At 72.6% G+C, this 18,919-nt stretch carries 16 protein-coding genes and 1 pseudogene; 9 read left to right on the top strand and 8 right to left on the bottom strand.

Going from position 1 to position 18,919, the window contains the following annotated elements; translation table 11 throughout:
- Positions 1 to 26 precede the first annotated feature (26 nt).
- Positions 27 to 1,244, top strand: a complete 1,218-nt coding sequence (gene glgA / locus AB0B48_RS13505) for a glycogen synthase (protein ID WP_357200379.1) — start codon at positions 27 to 29, stop codon at positions 1,242 to 1,244.
- Positions 1,245 to 1,256: 12 nt separating this feature from the next.
- Here glgA and AB0B48_RS13500 read toward each other — a convergent pair whose 3' ends face one another.
- From AB0B48_RS13500 to AB0B48_RS13490, 3 genes are all read right to left on the bottom strand, one after another.
- The gene (locus tag AB0B48_RS13500) at positions 1,257 to 2,201 is read right to left on the bottom strand and encodes an inositol-3-phosphate synthase (RefSeq protein ID WP_357200376.1); all 945 of its coding nucleotides are present in this window, start codon (positions 2,199 to 2,201) and stop codon (positions 1,257 to 1,259) included.
- Between the two features lie 205 nt (positions 2,202 to 2,406).
- Complete coding sequence (locus AB0B48_RS13495) at positions 2,407 to 3,255, bottom strand: ergot alkaloid biosynthesis protein (protein ID WP_357200373.1); 849 nt, start codon at positions 3,253 to 3,255, stop codon at positions 2,407 to 2,409.
- Complete coding sequence (locus tag AB0B48_RS13490; RefSeq protein ID WP_357200370.1) at positions 3,252 to 3,380, bottom strand: hypothetical protein; 129 nt, start codon at positions 3,378 to 3,380, stop codon at positions 3,252 to 3,254. The genes AB0B48_RS13495 and AB0B48_RS13490 overlap by 4 nt, the downstream gene beginning before the upstream one ends.
- 47 nt (positions 3,381 to 3,427) lie before the next feature.
- On the opposite strand from AB0B48_RS13490, the gene AB0B48_RS13485 reads away from it, so the two are divergent.
- The 3 genes from AB0B48_RS13485 to glgB are packed head-to-tail and all read left to right on the top strand — an operon-like array spanning position 3,428 to position 8,048.
- On the top strand, positions 3,428 to 3,748 hold the full coding sequence (locus AB0B48_RS13485) for a hypothetical protein (RefSeq protein WP_357200367.1): 321 nt from the start codon (positions 3,428 to 3,430) through the stop codon (positions 3,746 to 3,748).
- Complete coding sequence (locus AB0B48_RS13480) at positions 3,745 to 5,958, top strand: maltotransferase domain-containing protein (protein WP_357200364.1); 2,214 nt, start codon at positions 3,745 to 3,747, stop codon at positions 5,956 to 5,958. The genes AB0B48_RS13485 and AB0B48_RS13480 overlap by 4 nt, the downstream gene beginning before the upstream one ends.
- Positions 5,946 to 8,048, top strand: a complete 2,103-nt coding sequence (glgB, locus tag AB0B48_RS13475; RefSeq protein ID WP_357200361.1) for a 1,4-alpha-glucan branching protein GlgB — start codon at positions 5,946 to 5,948, stop codon at positions 8,046 to 8,048. Before AB0B48_RS13480 ends, glgB begins: the two co-directional genes overlap by 13 nt.
- Before the next feature lie 58 nt (positions 8,049 to 8,106).
- Here the strand turns inward: glgB and AB0B48_RS13470 are convergent, their stop codons facing one another.
- Both AB0B48_RS13470 and AB0B48_RS13465 read right to left on the bottom strand, forming a co-directional pair.
- Positions 8,107 to 10,131 (bottom strand): family 10 glycosylhydrolase, encoded by a 2,025-nt coding sequence (locus tag AB0B48_RS13470; protein ID WP_357200358.1) that lies wholly within the window; start codon positions 10,129 to 10,131, stop codon positions 8,107 to 8,109.
- Positions 10,132 to 10,277: 146 nt separating this feature from the next.
- Positions 10,278 to 11,318 (bottom strand): phosphatase domain-containing protein, encoded by a 1,041-nt coding sequence (locus AB0B48_RS13465; RefSeq protein WP_357200355.1) that lies wholly within the window; start codon positions 11,316 to 11,318, stop codon positions 10,278 to 10,280.
- A gap of 173 nt (positions 11,319 to 11,491) precedes the next feature.
- Between AB0B48_RS13465 and AB0B48_RS13460 the strand changes: the two genes are divergently transcribed.
- From AB0B48_RS13460 to AB0B48_RS13445, 4 genes and pseudogenes are all read left to right on the top strand, one after another.
- Entirely contained in the window at positions 11,492 to 13,147 is a 1,656-nt protein-coding gene (locus AB0B48_RS13460) for a hypothetical protein (RefSeq protein WP_357200352.1), read from the top strand.
- Positions 13,148 to 13,212: 65 nt separating this feature from the next.
- Positions 13,213 to 14,010 carry a peroxide stress protein YaaA gene (gene yaaA, locus AB0B48_RS13455; RefSeq protein ID WP_357200349.1) on the top strand — a complete coding sequence of 266 codons (798 nt, stop codon included), beginning with the start codon at positions 13,213 to 13,215 and terminating at the stop codon, positions 14,008 to 14,010.
- Positions 14,011 to 14,116: 106 nt separating this feature from the next.
- Positions 14,117 to 14,746: pseudogene (locus tag AB0B48_RS13450) on the top strand (hypothetical protein); the annotation flags it as partial.
- A 187-nt stretch (positions 14,747 to 14,933) separates the two neighbouring features.
- A complete protein-coding gene (locus AB0B48_RS13445) occupies positions 14,934 to 15,890 on the top strand; it encodes a TAXI family TRAP transporter solute-binding subunit (RefSeq protein WP_357200346.1) in 957 nt (318 codons plus the stop codon).
- A 10-nt stretch (positions 15,891 to 15,900) separates the two neighbouring features.
- Here the strand turns inward: AB0B48_RS13445 and AB0B48_RS13440 are convergent, their stop codons facing one another.
- The 3 genes from AB0B48_RS13440 to AB0B48_RS13430 all read right to left on the bottom strand — a co-directional run bounded on the left by AB0B48_RS13440 (position 15,901) and on the right by AB0B48_RS13430 (position 18,387).
- Positions 15,901 to 17,331, bottom strand: a complete 1,431-nt coding sequence (locus tag AB0B48_RS13440; RefSeq protein WP_357200343.1) for a HAMP domain-containing sensor histidine kinase — start codon at positions 17,329 to 17,331, stop codon at positions 15,901 to 15,903.
- Between the two features lie 9 nt (positions 17,332 to 17,340).
- Entirely contained in the window at positions 17,341 to 17,997 is a 657-nt protein-coding gene (locus tag AB0B48_RS13435) for a response regulator transcription factor (protein WP_357200340.1), read from the bottom strand.
- Positions 17,998 to 18,075: 78 nt separating this feature from the next.
- A complete protein-coding gene (locus tag AB0B48_RS13430) occupies positions 18,076 to 18,387 on the bottom strand; it encodes a hypothetical protein (RefSeq protein ID WP_355007115.1) in 312 nt (103 codons plus the stop codon).
- Between the two features lie 113 nt (positions 18,388 to 18,500).
- On the opposite strand from AB0B48_RS13430, the gene AB0B48_RS13425 reads away from it, so the two are divergent.
- Positions 18,501 to 18,839, top strand: a complete 339-nt coding sequence (locus AB0B48_RS13425) for a DUF952 domain-containing protein (RefSeq protein ID WP_357200336.1) — start codon at positions 18,501 to 18,503, stop codon at positions 18,837 to 18,839.
- Positions 18,840 to 18,919: the final 80 nt, after the last annotated feature.

Below are 18,919 nucleotides of genomic sequence, written 5' to 3'. Positions count from 1 at the left end.
GGAGTCTTCTGCACTAGGGTGCGCACATGACCGACTCCTCCCCGGCCACCGGTTCCCTGCGCGTCGATCTGCTCACCCGCGAGTACCCGCCGGAGGTCTACGGCGGCGCGGGCGTGCACGTCGAGTACCTGGCTCGGGAGCTGCGCGGCCTCGCCGACGTACGGGTGCACTGCTTCGGCCTGCCGCGCACCGAGCCGGGCGTCACCGCGTACGCCGAACCGCCGGGTCTGACCGGCGCTAACGCCGCGCTGCGCACGATGGGCGTGGACCTGGAGATGGCCGCCGGCGCGGCCGGCACCGACGTGGTGCACAGCCACACGTGGTACGCGAACCTGGCCGGCCACACCGCGAAGCTGCTGCACGGGGTGCCGCACGTGGTGACCGCGCACAGCCTGGAGCCGCTGCGGCCGTGGAAGGCCGAGCAGCTCGGCGGCGGTTACGCGCTCTCCGCCTGGATCGAGCGCACCGCGATGGAGGCCGCCGACGCGGTGATCGCGGTCAGTGGCGGGATGCGCAACGACGTGCTCACCGCGTACCCGCAGATCGACCCCGACCGGGTCCGGGTGGTCTACAACGGCATCGACACCGTCCAGTACGCCCCGGATCAGGGCACCGACGTGCTCGACCGGCTCGGTGTCGACCCGTCCCGCCCCAGCGTGGTCTACGTGGGCAGGATCACCCGGCAGAAAGGGCTGCCGTACCTGCTGCGGGCCGCCCGGGAGTTGCCGGCGGACACCCAGCTCGTCCTGCTCGCGGGCGCGCCGGACACCGCCGAGATCGCCGCCGAGGTGGAGGAGTTGGTCGCCGAGCTGCGGGCCAACCGTTCCGGCGTGGTCTGGGTGGCCGAGATGCTGCCGAAGCCCGAGGTGATCCAGGTGCTGACGCACGCCACCGTGTTCGTCTGCCCGTCGGTCTACGAACCGATGGGCATCGTCAACCTGGAGGCGATGGCCTGCGAGACGGCCGTGGTGGCGACCGCGACCGGCGGCATCCCCGAGGTCGTGGCCGACGACGAGACCGGCCTGCTGGTGCCGATCGCGCAGGCCACCGACGGCTCCGGCACCCCACTGGACCCGGAACGCTTCGTGGCCGACCTGGCGGCCGCGATCAACACGCTGCTCGCCGACCCGGCACGCACCGAGCGGTTCGGCCTGGCCGGCCGGCGGCGCGCGGTGGAGCACTTCTCCTGGGACGCGATCGCCCGGCAGACCCTGGAGGTCTACCGCTCCGTTGGCGCGGCCTGAGGGAGACGGACGTCAGATCGCCGTTCCGGGCGGCGACTTGAACAACGAGGTCGCCTCGGCAGAGTGACCACCACGCCCGTCCCGTAGCGCGCTCGCGGCGATGCGGATCAGGTCGATGTTGACGCCGGCGGCTCCGCTCGGATCGTGCACCTTCAGCTTCACGTCGAGGCTCACCGCTGTCGCACCCCAACCCTGCGCCTCAAGGTTGAGGTGCGCCACCTTCTGCGACGCGAGATGCGGCAGGTAGCCGAGCGGAGCCACCTCAACGCTGCCAGCCCCCGACAAGGCGTTGAGCTTGGACCGCATCTTGGTGTCGGGGTTCTCGACCAGGTTGCGGAAGTCCTCGGTGCCGCCCAGGTTGACCTGGTAGGAGCTGACCAGGGTGAGGCCGCGTTCCTCAAGCAGCCGCAGCAGCGCCTTGTGCAGCACCGAGGTGCCGAACTGGCTGGCCAGGTCGTCGCCGAGCAGCGGCAGACCGGCCGCCTCGAACCTCTCCATCCGGCGTGGATCGCGGGCGACCGGGTCGGCGGTGGTGTTGATGAATGCGACACCCGCCGTGTGGGCCGCCTCGGCGTACGCCTGGGCGATCTCCGGCCGGCCGCTGGGCGCCGAGTAGAGCAGCACCTCCGCGCCGGCCAGTGCCGCCGCCACCCGCGGCACCTCGGTCGCGGCGACGAGGCCTTTCGTGACAGGCACGCCCGCTGTGGGCAGGTCGCAGTCCAGCCGGGGGAAGTTGTTGGGTGCCAGGAAGATCGCCTCGGTCAGGTCCCGACCGACCTTCTCCTCGGAGGTGGCGAAGGCCGCCACGATGTCGATGTCCCCCACCCCGATCCCGTCGATCGTCGGCCTGCGGATTCCGACCAGGCTGCCGCTCTGACGGTAGAGAGCCAGCCCCTGCACCAGTGCCGACGTGTTGTTACCGACCCCGACAACCGCGACCCTCACCCGTTCGATCATGGCGGGAGGCTACGTCACCTCCGCGCATTGCGCCGGTGCGCAACGGAGAGTGACCTCCGCGCGAGGAAACACCCCGGCGAGCGTGATGTCCCTGAGTCATCAATATGCCCCTGTGTCATCACGCTCACCGCAACGTCCGTCCCCAGGCCTCGACCCGCCGAGGCGAGCAACGGGCCCGGTTCGCTGAGAGTCCGACCGCCATTCCTCACCGGCCACCAGCCACTCGTGTCGGGCCGCCGCCGCTCAGGCGGTCCCGGCAGAAGTCCCGGAAGGATCGTGGCGTGCGACCCGTCACGTCCGCGACGGTCGACGTCGTCCGGTCCTCCGCGCCTGCCGCGATCGCCGTGTCCAGGCTCGCGAGGAAGCGGGCGAAGTCCGGCGGTATGCCGTTCGCGCTGTGGCGTGCGGCGAGTTCCGCCGCGTCGATCGGACGGTGTCTGACCGGCCGGCCACCAACCTCGGTGAGGACGGCGGCGATCTCGTCGTAGCTCAGCGCCGCTGGTCCCGTGATGATGTGGTCGGTGTTGTGCGGGGTGGGGTCAGTGAGAGCCCGCACCGCCACCTCGGCGATGTCGGCAGGGTCGACGAAGCCGACCCTGCCGACGCCGGTGGCGCTGACGATCTCGCCATGATCGCGGGCGGTCACGGCGTGCGGCTGCTCACTGACGAAGTTCTCCATGAACCAGGACGGCCGCAGAACCGCCCATTCCGGGAACAGCTCACCCAACCGTGCGTGCACCAGGCCCAGTCCGTGGTCGGCGGGCCCGATGGCCGAGGAGCTGAGCAGAACCACCCGGCGGACACCGGCGCTGCGTGCCCGGTCAAGGAAGGGCAGCATGATCGGTGCCGGGTCGACCTCGCCGACCGGCGGGATGGCGTAGATCGCGCGCACACCACTCAGAGCGTCCGGGTGGGTGGTCGGGTCGTACCAGTCGAAGCGGAAGCCTCCCGGGGAGGGGCGTCGGCTGGCGATCCGGGTGGGGTGACCACGCTCGGCGAGTGTGGCGGCGACGACGCGGCCGGTGGTTCCGGTGCCACCGATGACCAGGATCATGAGCGCACCAGGCCGCCACCGAGCAGTTCCTGTGCGGCGATCGGATCCCAGTAGTCGCGATAGTGCACGAGCCGCCCGTCGCGGATGGTCAGGACGGCGATGTAGCGCAGCTGGTTGTTCGACATGATCGTCCTTTCGTCGTCCGGGACAGGCCGTCGACCTGCTGCGGGCCATGCTGCGCTTCAAGCTCGACAACCGGGTGCTCACGCTGGCGCTGGAGAGCGCCGGGGGCGGCAGTCCGTACCGCAATGAGGCGTACGACCACTGGCACGCCCTGCTCGCCGTCCTCGTCGCGGAGGCACGCGGCCCGCAGTCGGCGGACTACCTGGCCCACGCCCTGCTCGCCGCCGTCCGCAGCGACCTGGTCGAACACCTGCGCGACTGGCCCGAAGCTCGGTGGCACGCGGGACTGGACGCACTTGTCGGCTCCTTACTCGGCGACGACGGCTTGGCCGCGCGCGAACGGATCTCGCGCAGTAGGTTGGCGGGGTGACTGGACGGTTCCCGATCGAAGACGTCTCCCCCGTCGTCTCGTGCGGGCGATACCCGGCCAAGGCGGTGGTCGACGAGCCGGTTCCGGTGTCGGCGCGCGCCTACCGGGAGGGGCACGACGCGCTGGGCTGCAACGTGGTGTGGGCTGGGCCGGACGGCGCGAGCCGGCCGTTCACCCGGATGCGCCCCGGCGAGCCCGGCCAGGACCGCTGGCACGCCACCATCGCACCGGACGCCGTCGGCTCGTGGACCTTCTCCGTCGAGGCGTTCCAGGACCCGTACCTGACCTGGCAGAACGCGGTGACCAAGAAGATCGCCGCCGGGCAGGGGCCGGAGGACCTGGCCAACGACCTGGCCGAGGGCGCTCGGGTCCTCGCCGCCGCCCGGGGCCTCGTGCCGGCCGCCGACCGGCCCCGGGTCGCCGATGCGCTCACCGCGCTGGTCGACACCGACCTGCCGCTGGCCCAGCGGGTCGGCCCGGCGCTGGCCCTGGCCGACCTGCTCTGGGAGCACCCGGTGCGGGAGCTGGTCACCGCCGGTGACACGTACTCGATCTGGGTTGACCGCAAGCGGGCGCTCTACTCGGCCTGGTACGAGTTCTTCCCCCGCTCCGAAGGAGCGGTGGGCGGGCGGTCCGGCACCTTCGCGACCGCCACCGAGCGGCTGCCAGGGGTAGCCGCGATGGGCTTCGACGTGCTCTACCTGCCGCCGATCCACCCGATCGGCCGGGTCAACCGCAAGGGCCCGAACAACGCGCTCACCGCCGGGCCGACCGACGTGGGCTCACCGTGGGCGATCGGCGCCGCCGAGGGCGGCCACGACACGATCCACCCCGACCTGGGTACGCCGGCGGACTTCCGGGCCTTCATCCAGGCGGCGGCGGCACAGGGCCTGGAAGTGGCGATGGACCTGGCGTTGCAGTGCGCGCCGGACCACCCGTGGGTCACCGAACACCCGGAGTGGTTCACCACCCGCGCGGACGGCAGCATCGCGTACGCGGAGAACCCGCCGAAGAAGTACCAGGACATCTACCCGGTCAACTTCGACAACGACCCGGAGGGCATCCGAGCCGAGGTGCTGCGGGTGGTGCTGCACTGGGTCGGCGAGGGCATCCGGATCTTCCGGGTGGACAACCCGCACACCAAGCCGTTCGACTTCTGGCACTGGCTGATCGCCGAGGTCAAGGCGGTCGATGAGGACGTGCTGTTCCTGGCCGAGGCGTTCACCCGGCCGGCGATCATGCACGGCCTCGGCAAGGTCGGCTTCACTCAGTCGTACACCTATTTCACCTGGCGCACGACGGCCGCCGAGATGCGGGCGTACTGCGAGGAGTTGATCGAGGCGGCCGACTACATGCGGCCGAACTTCTGGCCGAACACCCCGGACATCCTGCACGAGTCGTTGCAGCACGGCGGCCCGCCGATGTTCAAGATCCGGGCGGTGCTGGCCGCGCTGCTCTCCCCCTCCTGGGGCCTGTACGCGGGCTACGAGCTGTTCGAGCACGTGGCCCGGCCGGGCGCCGAGGAGTACCTGGACAACGAGAAGTACGAGCTGCGACCCCGGGACTGGGCCGCAGCGGAGGCGCAGGGCCGTTCGCTGGCACCGTTCCTGACCACCCTCAACCGGGTACGCCGGGACAACCCGGCCCTGCACCAGCTCCGCAACCTGCGCTTCCACGAGATCGACAACCCGGCGCTGCTCTGCTGGTCGAAGCACGACCCGGAGACCGGCAACACGGTCATCGTGATCTGCTCGTTCGACCCGCGCGCCGTGCAGTGGGGCAACACGACGCTCGACATGCCGGCGCTCGGTTTCGACTGGCATGAGCGGTTCACCGTGTACGACGAGGTGACCGGCACGAGTTACGACTGGGGTCAGCGCAACGCGGTGCGCCTCGACCCGTACCTGCAACCCGCGCACGTGCTGACAGTGCGCCGCCCGGTCGCACCCGCCGCGCCGGATCCCGCCGGCGTCGAACCGGCGAAACTCGCCGTCGCCGACGTCCCGGCGGAGCTGTCCGGCGGCACCGCGCCGACGACCCCGGCGCCGACGGACAGCGCGAGCCCGACAACGGCCCGCCCGTCCGCCCCTCGCCCGTCCGACCCCCGCTCGGCTGCGACCCGCTCGTCCGCTGCCCGCTCGGCGAAGCCCCGCCCGCCCGCCTCCGCACCGACCGACGCCGCCCCGAAGGACGACCGATGGACCAGCTGATCTCCGGCGCGACGCACGACCCGCACGCGCTGCTCGGCGCGCACCCCGCCGACGGCTCGACGACGATCCGCACGATGCGCCGAGGCGCTGGCGACGTCGCGCTGCTCGTCGGCGACGAGCGGCACCCGATGAAGCGGGTGCACGACGTGGGCGTCTTCGAGGCACAGGTCGACGGCACGGTGCTCGACTACCGGGTGGAGGTCGACGGGACCGCCCACGACGACCCGTACCGCTACCCGCCGACCCTCGGTGAGCTGGACCTGCACCTGATCCGCGAGGGCCGGCACGAGCGACTGTGGGAGGCGCTCGGCGCCCGGGTCTTCGACGAGGGCGTGGCGTTCAGCGTCTGGGCACCCAACGCCCATGGGGTGCGGGTGATCGGCGACTTCACCGGCTGGGGCCCCGACGACGGCTGGCCGATGCGGTCGCTCGGGTCCAGCGGGGTGTGGGAGCTGTTCGTCCCCAACGCCCGGGTCGGCGCCCGCTACAAGTACCGGGTGTTGGGCGCCGACGGGCAGTGGCGGGACAAGGCCGACCCGCTCGCGGCGTACGCCGAGGTGCCGCCGGCCACCGCCTCGGTGGTGCACCACTCGACGTACCGGTGGAACGACGCGGACTGGCTGGCCCGGCGGGCCGAGCGGCAGCCGCACCAGGAACCGATGAGCGTCTACGAGGTGCACCTCGGCTCGTGGCGGCCCGGCCTGGGCTACCGCGAGTTGGCCGAGCAGCTCACCGCGTACGTCACCGAGCTGGGCTTCACGCACGTGGAGTTCCTGCCCGTGATGGAGCACCCGTTCGGCGGCTCCTGGGGCTACCAGGTGACCGGCTACTACGCGCCGACCTCCCGGTTCGGTGACCCGGACGAGTTCCGGTACCTGGTGGACCGGCTGCACGAGGCCGGCATCGGCGTACTCCTGGACTGGGTGCCCGCGCACTTCCCGAAGGACGAGTGGGCCCTCGCGCGGTTCGACGGCACCCCGCTCTACGAGCACCCCGACCCGCGGCGCGGCGAGCACCCCGACTGGGGCACGTACGTCTTCGACTTCGGCCGCAATGAGGTCCGCAACTTCCTCGTCGCCAACGCGCTCTACTGGTGCGACCAGTTCCACGTCGACGGGCTGCGGGTCGACGCGGTCGCCTCCATGCTCTACCTGGACTACTCCCGTAACCACGGCGAGTGGGCCCCCAACAAGTACGGCGGCCGGGAGAACCTGGAGGCCATCGCGTTCATGCAGGAGGTGAACGCGACGGTCTACAAGCACCACGCCGGCGTCGTCATGATCGCCGAAGAGTCCACCGCCTGGCCGGGGGTCACCCGCCCCACCGCCGAGGGCGGGCTGGGCTTCGGGTTCAAGTGGAACATGGGCTGGATGCACGACACCCTGCTCTACACCTCGAAGGACCCGATCTACCGCCAGCACCACCACCACCAGCTCACCTTCTCCCTGGCGTACGCCTGGAGCGAGAACTACGTGCTGCCGATCAGCCACGACGAGGTGGTGCACGGCAAGGGCTCACTGGCCGGCAAGATGCCCGGCGACACCTGGCAGCGGCTGGCGAACGTGCGCGCGCTGCTGGCGTACATGTGGGCGCACCCCGGCAAGCAACTGCTCTTCATGGGCTCCGAGATGGCCGACGACCGGGAGTGGAGCGAGGAGCGCGGCCTCGACTGGTACCTGCTCCACGACCCAGCCCGCGCCGGTGTGCAACGACTCGTCGGTGACCTCAACCGGGTGTACCGGGAGACTCCTGCGCTCTGGGCACAGGACACCGAGCCGGCGGGCTTCCGCTGGATCGCCGGCGACGACGTCGCCAACAACACCGTGTCGTTCGTCCGGATCGCCCCGGACGGCTCGACGCTGGTGTGCGTGGCGAACTTCTCCGCCCAGCCGCTGCACGACTACCGGGTCGGCCTGCCGGCCGGCGGGACGTGGACCGAGGTGCTCAACACCGACGCGCACCACTACGGCGGCTCCGGGGTGGGCAACCTGGGTGAGGTACGGGCCGAGGACGTGCCGTGGCACGGGATGGTCGCCTCGGCCGCCCTCCAGGTTCCCCCGCTGGGTGCCGTCTGGCTCCGCCGCGACTGACGGGTGAGCGGGACCGTTCCCCCGAGACGTCGAGACGCCTCGGGGGAACGGCGCGGGCTCAGAGCCGGGTGATCCGGACGGCGTCGGCGACGACGTACCCGGTCGTGCTGGTCCAGCGGCTGACCCCGACGACCTGGCGCGTCCCCGCGGCGAAGTCGTAGGTGCCCAGCACCCGCCACTGGCCGCCGCCGCTGCGCTGGTCGACGGAGGCCGTCACGGTCCCGTTCGCGGTGGCCACCAGGTGCGGCGTGGCGCTGTTGTAGCCGGGATCGGCCGGGTACCAGACCTCGACCCGGTACGAGCCGGCGGCGGGCAGCGTCGCGCTGAACCAGGCCGGGTCACTGACCGCCTGCGGCTCGGCGAACCGGTAGTTCGTGCCGTACCGCGTGGTGAGGTACGACGAGGTGCCCCAGGTGGCGGCGGCGGTGAAGCCACCAGTGGTGGTGTTGTCCACGATCACGCTGAACGTGCCGCCGGTGCCGGTGACCACCCGCGCGTTGCTGGCCGGGCTCTCGTGGTGCAGCCGGTCCAGGGCAGTCACCAGGTACCGGTAGGTCGAGCCGGCCGCGGCGGTGGCGTCGGTGAACGTCCCGGTGCTGCCTGCGGCACGCGCCGTGCCGAGCAGGTTGCGGGCATCGGCCAGGTCGCAGGGGTCGACCGAGCCGTCGCCGGGCAGTCGGTACACGGCGTACGAGGCCGTGCTGCCGGCGGTGCCACGCTGCCAGTTCAGCGTCACGCCGCCGGTGCCGCGTACCGCCGAGGTGAGGTTCGGCGCGGCGGGCGCGGCACCGCCCACCCCGGCCGGTGCCAGGGCGGGCCGGCGGTAGTGGTCGGTCGTCAGCCGGGAGACGGCACCGATGCGGTCGGCGCGTACGTCCTTGGCGCTGAAGTGGATGTCGCCGAGGATCCGGGGGTAGGCGCGGTTGAGGGTCAGATGGTCGGTGAGTTCGGCCGGGTCCTGCCAGGCGGCATCCTGCCCGGAGGCCCCGGCGCGGTAGGTGGCCTGCCCGACGAGCAACTGCACTGTGGTCCCGTTGACGGTCTCCGACCACCAGCGGACCAATTCCGCGTAGTCGGCCGCGGGGTGGCCGATCTGCCAGTAGATCTGCGGGGCGATGTAGTCGATCCAACCCTGCTTCACCCACCGTCGGGTGTCGGCGTAGATCGCGTCGTACGACTGGAGGCCGGTGGTGCGCGAGCCGAGCGGGTCGGTGCCGGCGTTGCGCCAGATGCCGAACGGGCTCACGCCGAGCTTCACCCACGGCTTCGCCGCCCGGATCTTGGCACTCATCTCCTGCACCAGCAGGTTGACGTTGTTGCGCCGCCAGTCGGCGATGGTGCTGAAGCCGGCGCCGTACTGGGCGTACGTGGCCTGGTCGGGGAAGCCCCCACCGCTGCCCGGGTACGGGTAGAAGTAGTCGTCCCAGTGCACCGCGTCGATGTCGTAGCGGCTGACGGCGTCCATCATCGCGGTCTGCACGAAGGCCCGGACGGCGGGGATGCCGGGGTTGTAGTAGAGCTGGCCGTTGTAGGCGACCGCCCAGCCCGGGTTCGTGCGGGCCGGGTGGCTGGCGGCCAGCTTGGTCAGGTCGGTGTGGGTCGCGACCCGGTACGGGTTGAACCAGGCGTGGAACTCCAGGTCGCGGGCGTGCGCCTCGGCCACCATGAAGGCCATCGGGTCGTAGCCGGGATTGCCTCCCTGGGTTCCGGTGAGCCACTGCGACCACGGCTCGTACGTCGACGGCCAGAAGGCGTCGGCGGCGGGACGGACCTGCACGACGACGGCGTTCATCCGACGCTGCTTGGCCAGGTCGAGCCAACCCCGGTACTCCGCCTGTTGGGCGGCGGCGGTGAGGCCGGTGCGGCTGGGCCAGTCGATGTTGGCCACGCTGGCGATCCACATGCCCCGGAACTGCCGTTTCGGGGTGGCCGGATCTGTCACGCAGGCTGCCTGGGCGGCCACCGGCACGGTGCCCGGCGGCGTGGTTGGGGAGGGAGATGCGGCAGTGGGGAGGGCCGCGCCGAGCGTCAGCGCCGCTACCAGCGCCAGCCCGGGAAGGGATCGATGAAAGTCGACACGCACGAAAGTATGTTCAGTGCTACAGGACTGCCACGCAAGTATTCTTCACAGCTTTCACTCTGCGAAGTCAGCCGCTGACCGTTCAGGACGGGACGCCCACGGGGCCGGTCCTGGCGCGAGGCGCCGTTGGGGCCGTCGGCGTCAGAGGATCAGACCAGGCCGGCGTCGCGGAGCAGTTGCCAGAGGCCGGCGCCGTCCGGGGCGGACAGCCACTTCTGCCCCACCGGCCCCGACGACGGTCGGCCGGCGGGGGCGGGCAGGGTGCCGGCCAGCACGGACTGGGTCGGGGAGAGGCGGCGGATCGCCACCCCGGCGACGTTCTCCGGGTGGGCGGCGGCGAACTCACGGTAGATCTCCTGGTCGTGCTGGCCGTCGTCGCCGACGAGCAGCCAGCGCACGTCGGGGAACTCCTTGGCCAGCCGGGCCAGGGTGGACCGCTTGTGTTCCATGCCGCTGCGGAACCAGCGGTCGGCGGTCGGGCCCCAGTCGGTGAGCAGCAGCGGCCCGGCCGGGTAGAGGTGGCGGGACAGGAAGCGGGTCAGGGTCGGGGCCACGTTCCAGGCGCCGGTGGAGAGGTAGAAGACCGGTGCGCCGGGGTGCGCGGTGACCAGCCGCTCGTAGAGCACCGCCATGCCGGGCACCGCGTTGCGGGCGTGCTCGTCGAGCACGAACGTGTTCCATGCGGCGAGCAGCGGCCGGGGCAGCGCGGTCACCATCACCGTGTCGTCGATGTCGGAGATGATGCCGAACTTGACCTCCGGGTCGAGGATGCGCACCGGGGCGTCGACCGGCTCGGCGTCCGGGACGCTGAGCCGGACCGTACCCCAACCGGGCGGCAGGTCCGCCTCGACCAGCGTGTCGACGAAGCCGCTGCGGTCGGCCCGCGTCTCGTGTCGCACCCCGCCGGCCTCGATGGTCACCGTGACGTGCTTGTTGGGCAACGTCGTGAAGCTGCGCCAGCCGCGAACCTTGTCGAGCCGACCCCGCTGACGGGTGTCCGGACGGCCCAGCAGCACCCGACACATCACCCGCACCCAACCCGGCGCGCCATAGCCGGTGTACGCGACGATGTTGACCCGCCAGCCGGTGCGCCGCAGCCGGCGCTCGACGAGCTGGTGCACGGCGTCCTCGATCCGCGCGGCCCGGTGCAGGTTCGGAACGGCCAGTTGGCCGGCGGGAGTGGGTGGCACGCGCCAACCCTGCCACACGTCGACAGCCACGGCCACGCGAGCCAACCCGGGCCGCGCCGATCCGGCCCGGTCACCGTGTGGCCGACCCAGCCCCACCGGGCTGCGCCGATCGGCCTCGGCGGCCCGACCGAACGTGAAACACTCCGGTCGGGACGACGACGGGGGCGTTGGTCGTGTCGCATCCAGAGCAGCACCGTGGGCGATGGCGCCCGCGACTCGATCGACCGGCGCTCGCCGCGCTGCTGTTCGGGCTCGCCGGTGTCGTCTACCGGCTGGTCCTGACGCTGTTCACGGTGCCGGTGTCGAACAGCGACGAGGCGACGTTCGGTCTCGCCGCGCTGCACATCGGGCAGGGCAGGGAACGCCCGGTCTTCCTCTACGGCCAGCACTACATGGGGATGTTGGAGTCATACCTGGCCGCTCCCCTGGTGGCGGTGGCCGGGCCGAGCTGGCCGGTGCTGCGCCTGCCGATGCTCGCGCTGTACGCGGTCTTCCTCTACCTGATCCACCGGTTGACCCGCCGCCTCTGCACCCCGTGGTTCGCCGCCTTCGTGGTGGGTCTGCTCGCGCTCGGGCCGGAGCGGGTGGTGCGCGACCAGCTCACCGTCGTCGGCGGGCGGCCGGAGGTGAAGCCGGCGGTGCTGCTGATGCTGCTGATCACCGTGGGGCTGGCCGCCGGCACGGTCCACCGCCGTCGGTTGGCGGTCGGCCTGTTCGGGCTGCTCGTCGGGCTGGCCGTCTGGTCGGACTGGCTGATCCTGCCGTACCTCGCTGTCGCCGGGTTGGCCCTGGTCTGGGCGGTACGGCGGGAGCTGCTCGGCTGGTCCGGTCTGCTGCTGGTGGCGGGGGTGGTCGTCGGCGTCGCCCCGATGATCATCGACAACCTGCGGGCCGGACCCGGTGACGACTCGCTGTCGGTGTTCCGGCAGGTCAGCACCAAGGTCGGCCCGCAGCCGCCGTGGTCCGACCGGATCCGGGGCGGCTTGCTGGAGGGCGTGCCGTTGGCGCACGGGCTCTGCCCGGTGGACGGTTGCGGACGCTGGCAGCAGTGGTTCGGTGTGTTGTACCCGGTGCTGCTGCTGGCCGCCGCGGCACTCGCTGTGCTCGCGTACCGGCGCGCCGCCGGGGCCCCGCGTGCGGAGCGGGTCGGACGCGGGGCCGGCGGGCTACGTGGGGCTCGGGTCGGGCCGGTCGTGCAGCTCGCGCTGGTCGTCGGCGCGGCGTTGACACTGCTGTCGTACGTGCGCAGTCCGCTCGCCGCGACCAGCCCGCTGGACAACGCCCGCTACCTGTCGGTGCTGCAACTGTCGTTGCCGGCGGTGCTCTGGCCGCTCTGGGTGGCGGCGTTGACCGCCTGGCGGGGCACCAGCAGCGTGCTGGGGCGATTCACCGGCGCGCTGTCCGCCGCGGTGCTGGCCGCGCTGACAGTGACCACCCTGGTGATCACCGTGCTGTTCGCGGCCACCGGCACCGCGGCGTCGCGGACCGAGGAACGCCAGGCCCGGGAGCTGGCCGCCGCGCTGCGCGCCGGCGGACCCCATGAGGTGTACGGGGACTACTGGACCTGCAACCGGTTGATCTTCAACACGGACGAGTCGGTGGTCTGCGGGGTGCTCGACGGGAACCTGTCACCGGGGCAGAACCGCTACCGACCGTACTGGCGGCAGGTGGGGCGGGCCGAGCGGCCGGGCTACGTGGTGGAGATCGACTCGCCGATGGACCGGCGGTTGCGGAGGCTACTCGCCGACCGGGCCGACGCCGCGCCGGTGCGGGAGGTCGGCGGCTATCGCGTGTACCACCCCGACACCCCGGTGCGGCCCTGGCGGTAGGGGCTGGTCGTACGCTGGCCGGGCCGGCGCGTGGGGCGCCGCCGTTTCGCCCGTCGAGGAGACCCATGCTCATCCTGTTGCCGCCCTCGGAGGGGAAGGCCGACGCCGGCACCGGACGGCGTTGGACCCCGGAGCGGCTCTCGCTGCCCGAGCTGAACCCGGCCCGCGAGCGGGTGCTGGACGCCCTGGTGGCGCTGAGCGCCGGGCCGGACGAGGAGGCCGCGCGGGCGGCGCTCGGCCTCAGCGAGGGCCAGCGGAGCGAACTGCGGCGCAACGCCCGGCTGCGGGAGGCGGCCACCGCGCCGGCCGAGCGGCTCTACACCGGGGTGCTCTACGAGGCGTTGGACCTGGCCTCGTTGCCGGCCACGGCGCTGCGGGCGGCCCGCCGGTCGATCCTGATCAGCTCCGGGCTGTGGGGCGCGGTCCGGTTGGCCGACCGGATTCCGCCGTACCGCTGCCCGATCGGCGCCCGCCTGCCCGACGTCGGGGCGCTGTCGACGTACTGGCGCAGGGAGCTGACGCCGACGGTGGACGGCGCCGCCGGGCGCGGCCCGGTACTGGACCTGCGCTCCGGCGCGTACGCGGCCACCTGGACGCCGCGCGGTGAGCTGGCCGAGCGCACTGTCACCGTGCGGGTGCTGCACGAGCGGGAGGTCGACGGCGTGCCGGTCCGCTCGGTGGTCAGCCACTTCAACAAGGCGACCAAGGGGCGGCTGGTCCGGGACCTGCTCGTCGCCGGCGCCCGGCCGCGCACCGCCGCGGAGCTGATTGGCACGCTGCGGGAGCTGAAGCACACAGTGGTGGAGGAGCCCGCCGTTCCCGGGCGGATGCGGCAGGTGGATCTGGTGGTCACCGACCTCTAGCGGCACCGCAGCCGCAAGATTTGCTCAAGGCTGGGCCGGAGGAGTTCCGTAACGGCGTGGCAGGGGCCAGGGTAGGGCAACCCAGACTCCGACAAGGGAGCCTTCGTTGACCCACGAACCCGCCCTGCTCGACCGGCCGCACACCCCGACCACCCCGTCCCCGTTGGGCTGGCTGACCCTGGGCGACGCGTTCGAGGCTGCCTGCCTGCTGCGCTGCACACCACCACCGACGGCCGCCCGGCCCAGCACGGTCCGGGCCGAGCACACCGCCGGGGTGGAGTTCAACCGGGAGGACGCCGCGCAGCGGATGCGGCAACTGCTCAACCGGCTGGACATCCCGGTCACCCACGAGGTGGCCGTCGGCGGCCTGCGTCGCCGCTATGAGCTGCACCGACTGTGGGTGCCCCGGGAGCACCAGGGCGCGTACACCCGGATGTTGGACGCGGGCTGGTGGCAGGGGCGACGCGAGCTGCTCGGCGGGCCGCTGCCCGGCGCCTCACCGGCCCGCAGGCGGTTGGTGACCCGCCTGGCGGAGGCAGCCTGGCGCTCGGCGTTGCTGGCCGCCGGGCGGCACGTCCGGCGGCACATCCTCGGTGTCCGGCTCACCGACCGGGAACTGGCCGCGGTGCTGATCCGGGGAGCGGCCGTGCTCGACGTACCGGCCCGGCTCCGCCCCGGCACCGGTTGCTTCCTGGTCAGCGTGGCCGACGGCCCGGACCGGCAGCGGATCCTGCGCAGCGCGGCGTTGGAGCCGGCGCGCGGCCCGATGGCGGAACCCGGGACGGCGACGGAGCGCGGGACGACCCCGGCGTCGGCACGGGGCGTGGGCGTGGCGCCGGCAGGTCGCGCGGCCTGCTGATCGGGTCCCGACCGTCCGGCGCATCGCCGACGCGGGCTTGCGCGCACCCGCCCGACGGCGCACAGTGCACCGCGTGAGTCGTACCTCGTCCCGCCGCGCCGGCCTGGCCGCCCTGTCGACGGTGCTGCTGATCGCGAACCTGGCCATCGCCAGCTGCCGGGACGCCCCGACCGAGCCGACGTCGATCCGGATCGCCACCGGCAGCCCCACCGCTGTCTACTACGCGTTCGGGCGGTCCCTGGCAGCCATCCTCAACCGGGAACTCCCCGACGTACGGGCCAGCGTGGTGATCACCGCCGCCTCGGCGGAGAACGTCCAACTCGTCGGCTCCGGCGGGGCCGAGCTGGGCTTCACCCAGGCCGATGTGCTGCCCACCAGCACGGCGGGAAGCCCCGCTGTCGACGCGGTCGCCCGGGTGTACGACGACCAACTGCACCTGGTCACCACGAGCGGCGGCCCGGTCCGCACCGTCGCCGACCTACGCGGCCGGCGAGTCTCCGTCGGCGCGGCCGGCTCGGGCACCGAGATCACCGCGACCCGGCTGCTGGAGGTGGCCCGCCTCGGTGGTGACGAGGTGCGCCGGGAACGGCTCGGACTGGACGATTCGGTGGCGGCGCTGCGCTCCGGGCGGATCGACGCGTTCTTCTTCTCCGGCGGGTTGCCGGTCCGGGGCATCGAGGAGTTGGCCGAGGCCAGCGCCATTCGGATCGTTGACCTCAGCGAGTGGACCGAGCCGCTGCGCTCACGGTACGGCCAGGTCTACGTCTCCCGCGACATCCCCCGCTCGGTGTACGGGGTGGATGCGGTGACCACCGTGGCCGACCCGAACTACCTGATCGTCCGGGCCGACCTGCCGGAGCCGTTGGTCCGTGAGGTGACCCGGCTGCTGATGGAACGCCGGGCCGAGCTGGCCGCCGCCCATCCGGCGGCGGGACGGATGAGCCCCCGCTCGGCGATCGTCACCGCGCCGCTGTCGCTGCACCCCGGCGCCGCATCCTGGTACCGCGCCACCAAACCGTGACGGCCGAGCCTCACCGCGCCGGGGAGGGTCGCAGGTCGGCGGTCGGTTCCTCCACCGCCGACTCCACGGGAAGGGCCGGCGTCGGGAACCACAGGGCCGCGATCAGCCCCCGCGACTCCCCCGGGCGCATGGTGAGCCGCCCGTCCGAGGCGTCCACCAGCACGGCGGCGATGGTCAGTCCCAGCCCCGCGCCGTCCACATTCTGCGCGTCCGGGGCCCGCCAGAACCGCTCGGTCGCCTGGCCGAGCTGACTCTCGGTCATGCCGGGGCCCGAGTCGCGGACCTCCAGCGCCACCCCGCCGTCGCGACGGGCCACCGTCACCGTCACCGCCCCGCCCGCCCCGCTGAACTTCACCGCGTTGTCGATGAGGGCGTCCAGCGCCTGGTCGACGGCGGTCGGCACGGTCTGCGCGTACGCCGGGGCGTCGGTAGTGGCCAGCCGCAACGCGACCGACCGGTGCCGGGCCAGCGGCGCCCACGCGGCCACCCGGGAGGCGGCCACCGCGGCGGCGTCCACCGTGACGCGCTCGTTCTCCTCCCGTTCCGCCCGAGCGAGGGTCAGCAACGCGTCGAGCACCAGCGCGAGCCGGTCGGTCTCCTCCAGGGCCAGCCGGTGCTCGGACCGACCGTCGGGGTCGGTGAGACTGGGTCCCAACTCCTCCACCCGCAGCCGCAGCGCGGTGAGCGGGTTGCGCAGCTGGTGGCTGGCGTGGGCGACGAAGGCACGCTGCCGGTCCATCACGTCGGAGACCACGTCGGCCATGTGGTTGAAGCTGGCCGCCAGGCGGCGCAGCTCCGGCGGGCCCAGCCGGTGCTGCACCCGGGCGCCCCGGTCGCCCTCGGCGATCTCATGGGTGACCGCGTCCAGTTCGGTGACCGGGCGCAGCACCCAACCGGCCAGCCCGAACGCGGTGAGCACGCAGGCCAGCACGGCGAGCAGACCGGCCAGGGCGAGCAGCAGCCACCACGAGACGACGGCTCGGCGGATCGAGCCGGCAGGGGTCACTATCACCACCGCCCCGAGCACCTCACCGCCGTCGTTGATCGGTACGGCCACCACCACGGGGTCGGTCGTCCAGGGCCAGACCGACTCGGGGGCGCTGGTCTGCTGCCCGGACAGGGCGACGTCCAGCACCGTCGCGGTCCCCGGGCTGGCCTGCCAACCCGGCGACGAGACCGGGATGTTCCGGTCCCGGTCGACGATCGCGGCGCTGATTCCGTACAGGTCGTCGTAGCTGGTCAGCTCCGACTCGATCGGGCCGGGCCCGCCATCACGCAACGCCGGTCCGGCCAGCGAGGCGAACCGGGTCGCGTCGGCGAGCCGGTCGGCGCGGACCCGTTCGGTCTCGCGGCTGGCCATGGTGGCGGCCAGTGGTGTCTCCAACGCGATGAGGACGAGGACCATCAGCAGCAGATAGCTGATCACCAGGCGACGGCGCACGTCAGCTCCTCACGAGTCGCGCAGCCGGTAGCCGACGCCGCGTACGGTCTCCACCAGGCGGGCGTCGCCGAGCTTGCCGCGCAGCGACCCGACATGCACCTCGACGGTGTGCCGGTCGGCCCAGGTGGTGCCCCAGGCGTCGAGCAGGATCCGATCGCGGGGCACCGCCACCCCGGGCTGGCGGGCCAGCGAGAGCAGCACGTCGAACTCCTTGCGCGTCAACGTGACCGCACGGCCCTCGACGGTCACCGTCCGCGCGGCCACGTCGATGCGGACCGGGCCAGCCTCGATGAGGTGCCGCTCGGGCGCGGCGTTCGCGGCGCGGCGCAACACCGCCTCGATCCGGGCCTGCAACTCCACCATCGAGAACGGCTTGACCACGTAGTCGTCGGCGCCCAGGCGCAGACCCAGCACCCGGTCACGTTCCTCACCCCGGGCGGTCACCGCGATGATGCCGAGCTGGCTGCTGCGCCGGCGCAGCTCCCGGCACAGGTCCGTGCCGTCCCCGTCGGGCAGGGTCAGGTCGAGCAGCACCAGGTCACAGGGTGCGGCGGAGAGCGCGGCGGCGACGGTCGCGGCGTGCTCGACCTCGTACCCCCGGCGGGTGAGGGCGGACGACAGCGCGGCGGCCACCCGGCGGTCGTCCTCCACCAGCAGGATCCGCACCCGTGCCCCCGTCCCTCGCAGCGCTGTTCTGCGAATGGTGGCAGAAGTGCGCGCGGACCGGGAGGCCGCCCACCCGCCCTAAAGGCCGAAGGTGTCGTCGGCGGTGGCGTCCCGGACGCCGTCGGTGAAGCCGCGGAAACCCGGATCCTCGTGGCTGGCCGGCACGCTGGTGACGCTGACCCCGCCGGCCTGGGTGACCGCGTCGACCAGGGGCGGGTAGTCGATCTCGGCGTCCTGGAAGGCGTCGTCGTCCGCCTCCGCCAGGTTGATCACGTACTGCACGTCCTCGGACGGGGTGTCCGGGTCCTCGGCCCACTCACCGCCGGCCCGGTAACACTCGTCGTACAGCGCGCGCTGGCTGTCGGTCCAGTCGTCGTCGTAGCTCTGCATCGCCCATCCCTCCGCGGCCCTTGACCTGAGCATGCCCGGCGGGAGGCGACGGGCGCGGCGGTACCGGCGAAAACCGGGCGGGCGCGCCGACCACCGCCCCGTACGCTGCTGTGGTGATCTACAAACTGCTGTCGAGCGCCGAATGGGACGACGCCCTCGCCGCCGGCGCCTTCACCGGCTCCGCGGTGGACCGGCAGGACGGGTTCATCCATCTCTCCGGCGCCGAGCAGGTGGTCGAGACGGCGCGACGGTATTTCACCGGGGCGACCGGGTTGACAATGCTCAGCGTCGAGGAGGAGCGACTGGGCGACGCGCTGCGGTGGGAGCCGTCGCGCGGCGGGCAGCTCTTCCCGCACGTGTACGGCCCGCTGCCGGTCGCGGCGGTGGTGGCGGCGCGGGCGTTGCCGGCGGACGTTCCGGTCGCCGACGCGGTGGCCGCCCTGCTGGGCTGACCCGGTGGCCCGCCTTCCCGGCCGACACGGACGCGGCCGACCCGGTGGCCGTCCCACCGGCTGACACGGACGCGCCCGAC

This window comes from Micromonospora sp. NPDC049089, assembly GCF_040648775.1.
Lineage (GTDB): Bacteria > Actinomycetota > Actinomycetes > Mycobacteriales > Micromonosporaceae > Micromonospora.
Note: the sequence above shows the minus strand (reverse complement) of the source record. Positions and strands in the feature narration are given on the sequence as shown.

Bases quoted from the DNA above. Each gene is read 5' to 3' on its own strand.
- glgA (WP_357200379.1), top strand. From the start codon at position 27: ATGACCGACTCCTCCCCGGCCACCGGTTCCCTGCGCGTCGATCTGCTC.
- AB0B48_RS13500 (WP_357200376.1), bottom strand. From the start codon at position 2,201: ATGATCGAACGGGTGAGGGTCGCGGTTGTCGGGGTCGGTAACAACACG.
- AB0B48_RS13495 (WP_357200373.1), bottom strand. From the start codon at position 3,255: ATGATCCTGGTCATCGGTGGCACCGGAACCACCGGCCGCGTCGTCGCC.
- AB0B48_RS13490 (WP_357200370.1), bottom strand. From the start codon at position 3,380: ATGTCGAACAACCAGCTGCGCTACATCGCCGTCCTGACCATCCGCGAC.
- AB0B48_RS13485 (WP_357200367.1), top strand. From the start codon at position 3,428: ATGCTGCGCTTCAAGCTCGACAACCGGGTGCTCACGCTGGCGCTGGAG.
- glgB (WP_357200361.1), top strand. From the start codon at position 5,946: ATGGACCAGCTGATCTCCGGCGCGACGCACGACCCGCACGCGCTGCTC.
- yaaA (WP_357200349.1), top strand. From the start codon at position 13,213: ATGCTCATCCTGTTGCCGCCCTCGGAGGGGAAGGCCGACGCCGGCACC.
- AB0B48_RS13430 (WP_355007115.1), bottom strand. From the start codon at position 18,387: ATGCAGAGCTACGACGACGACTGGACCGACAGCCAGCGCGCGCTGTAC.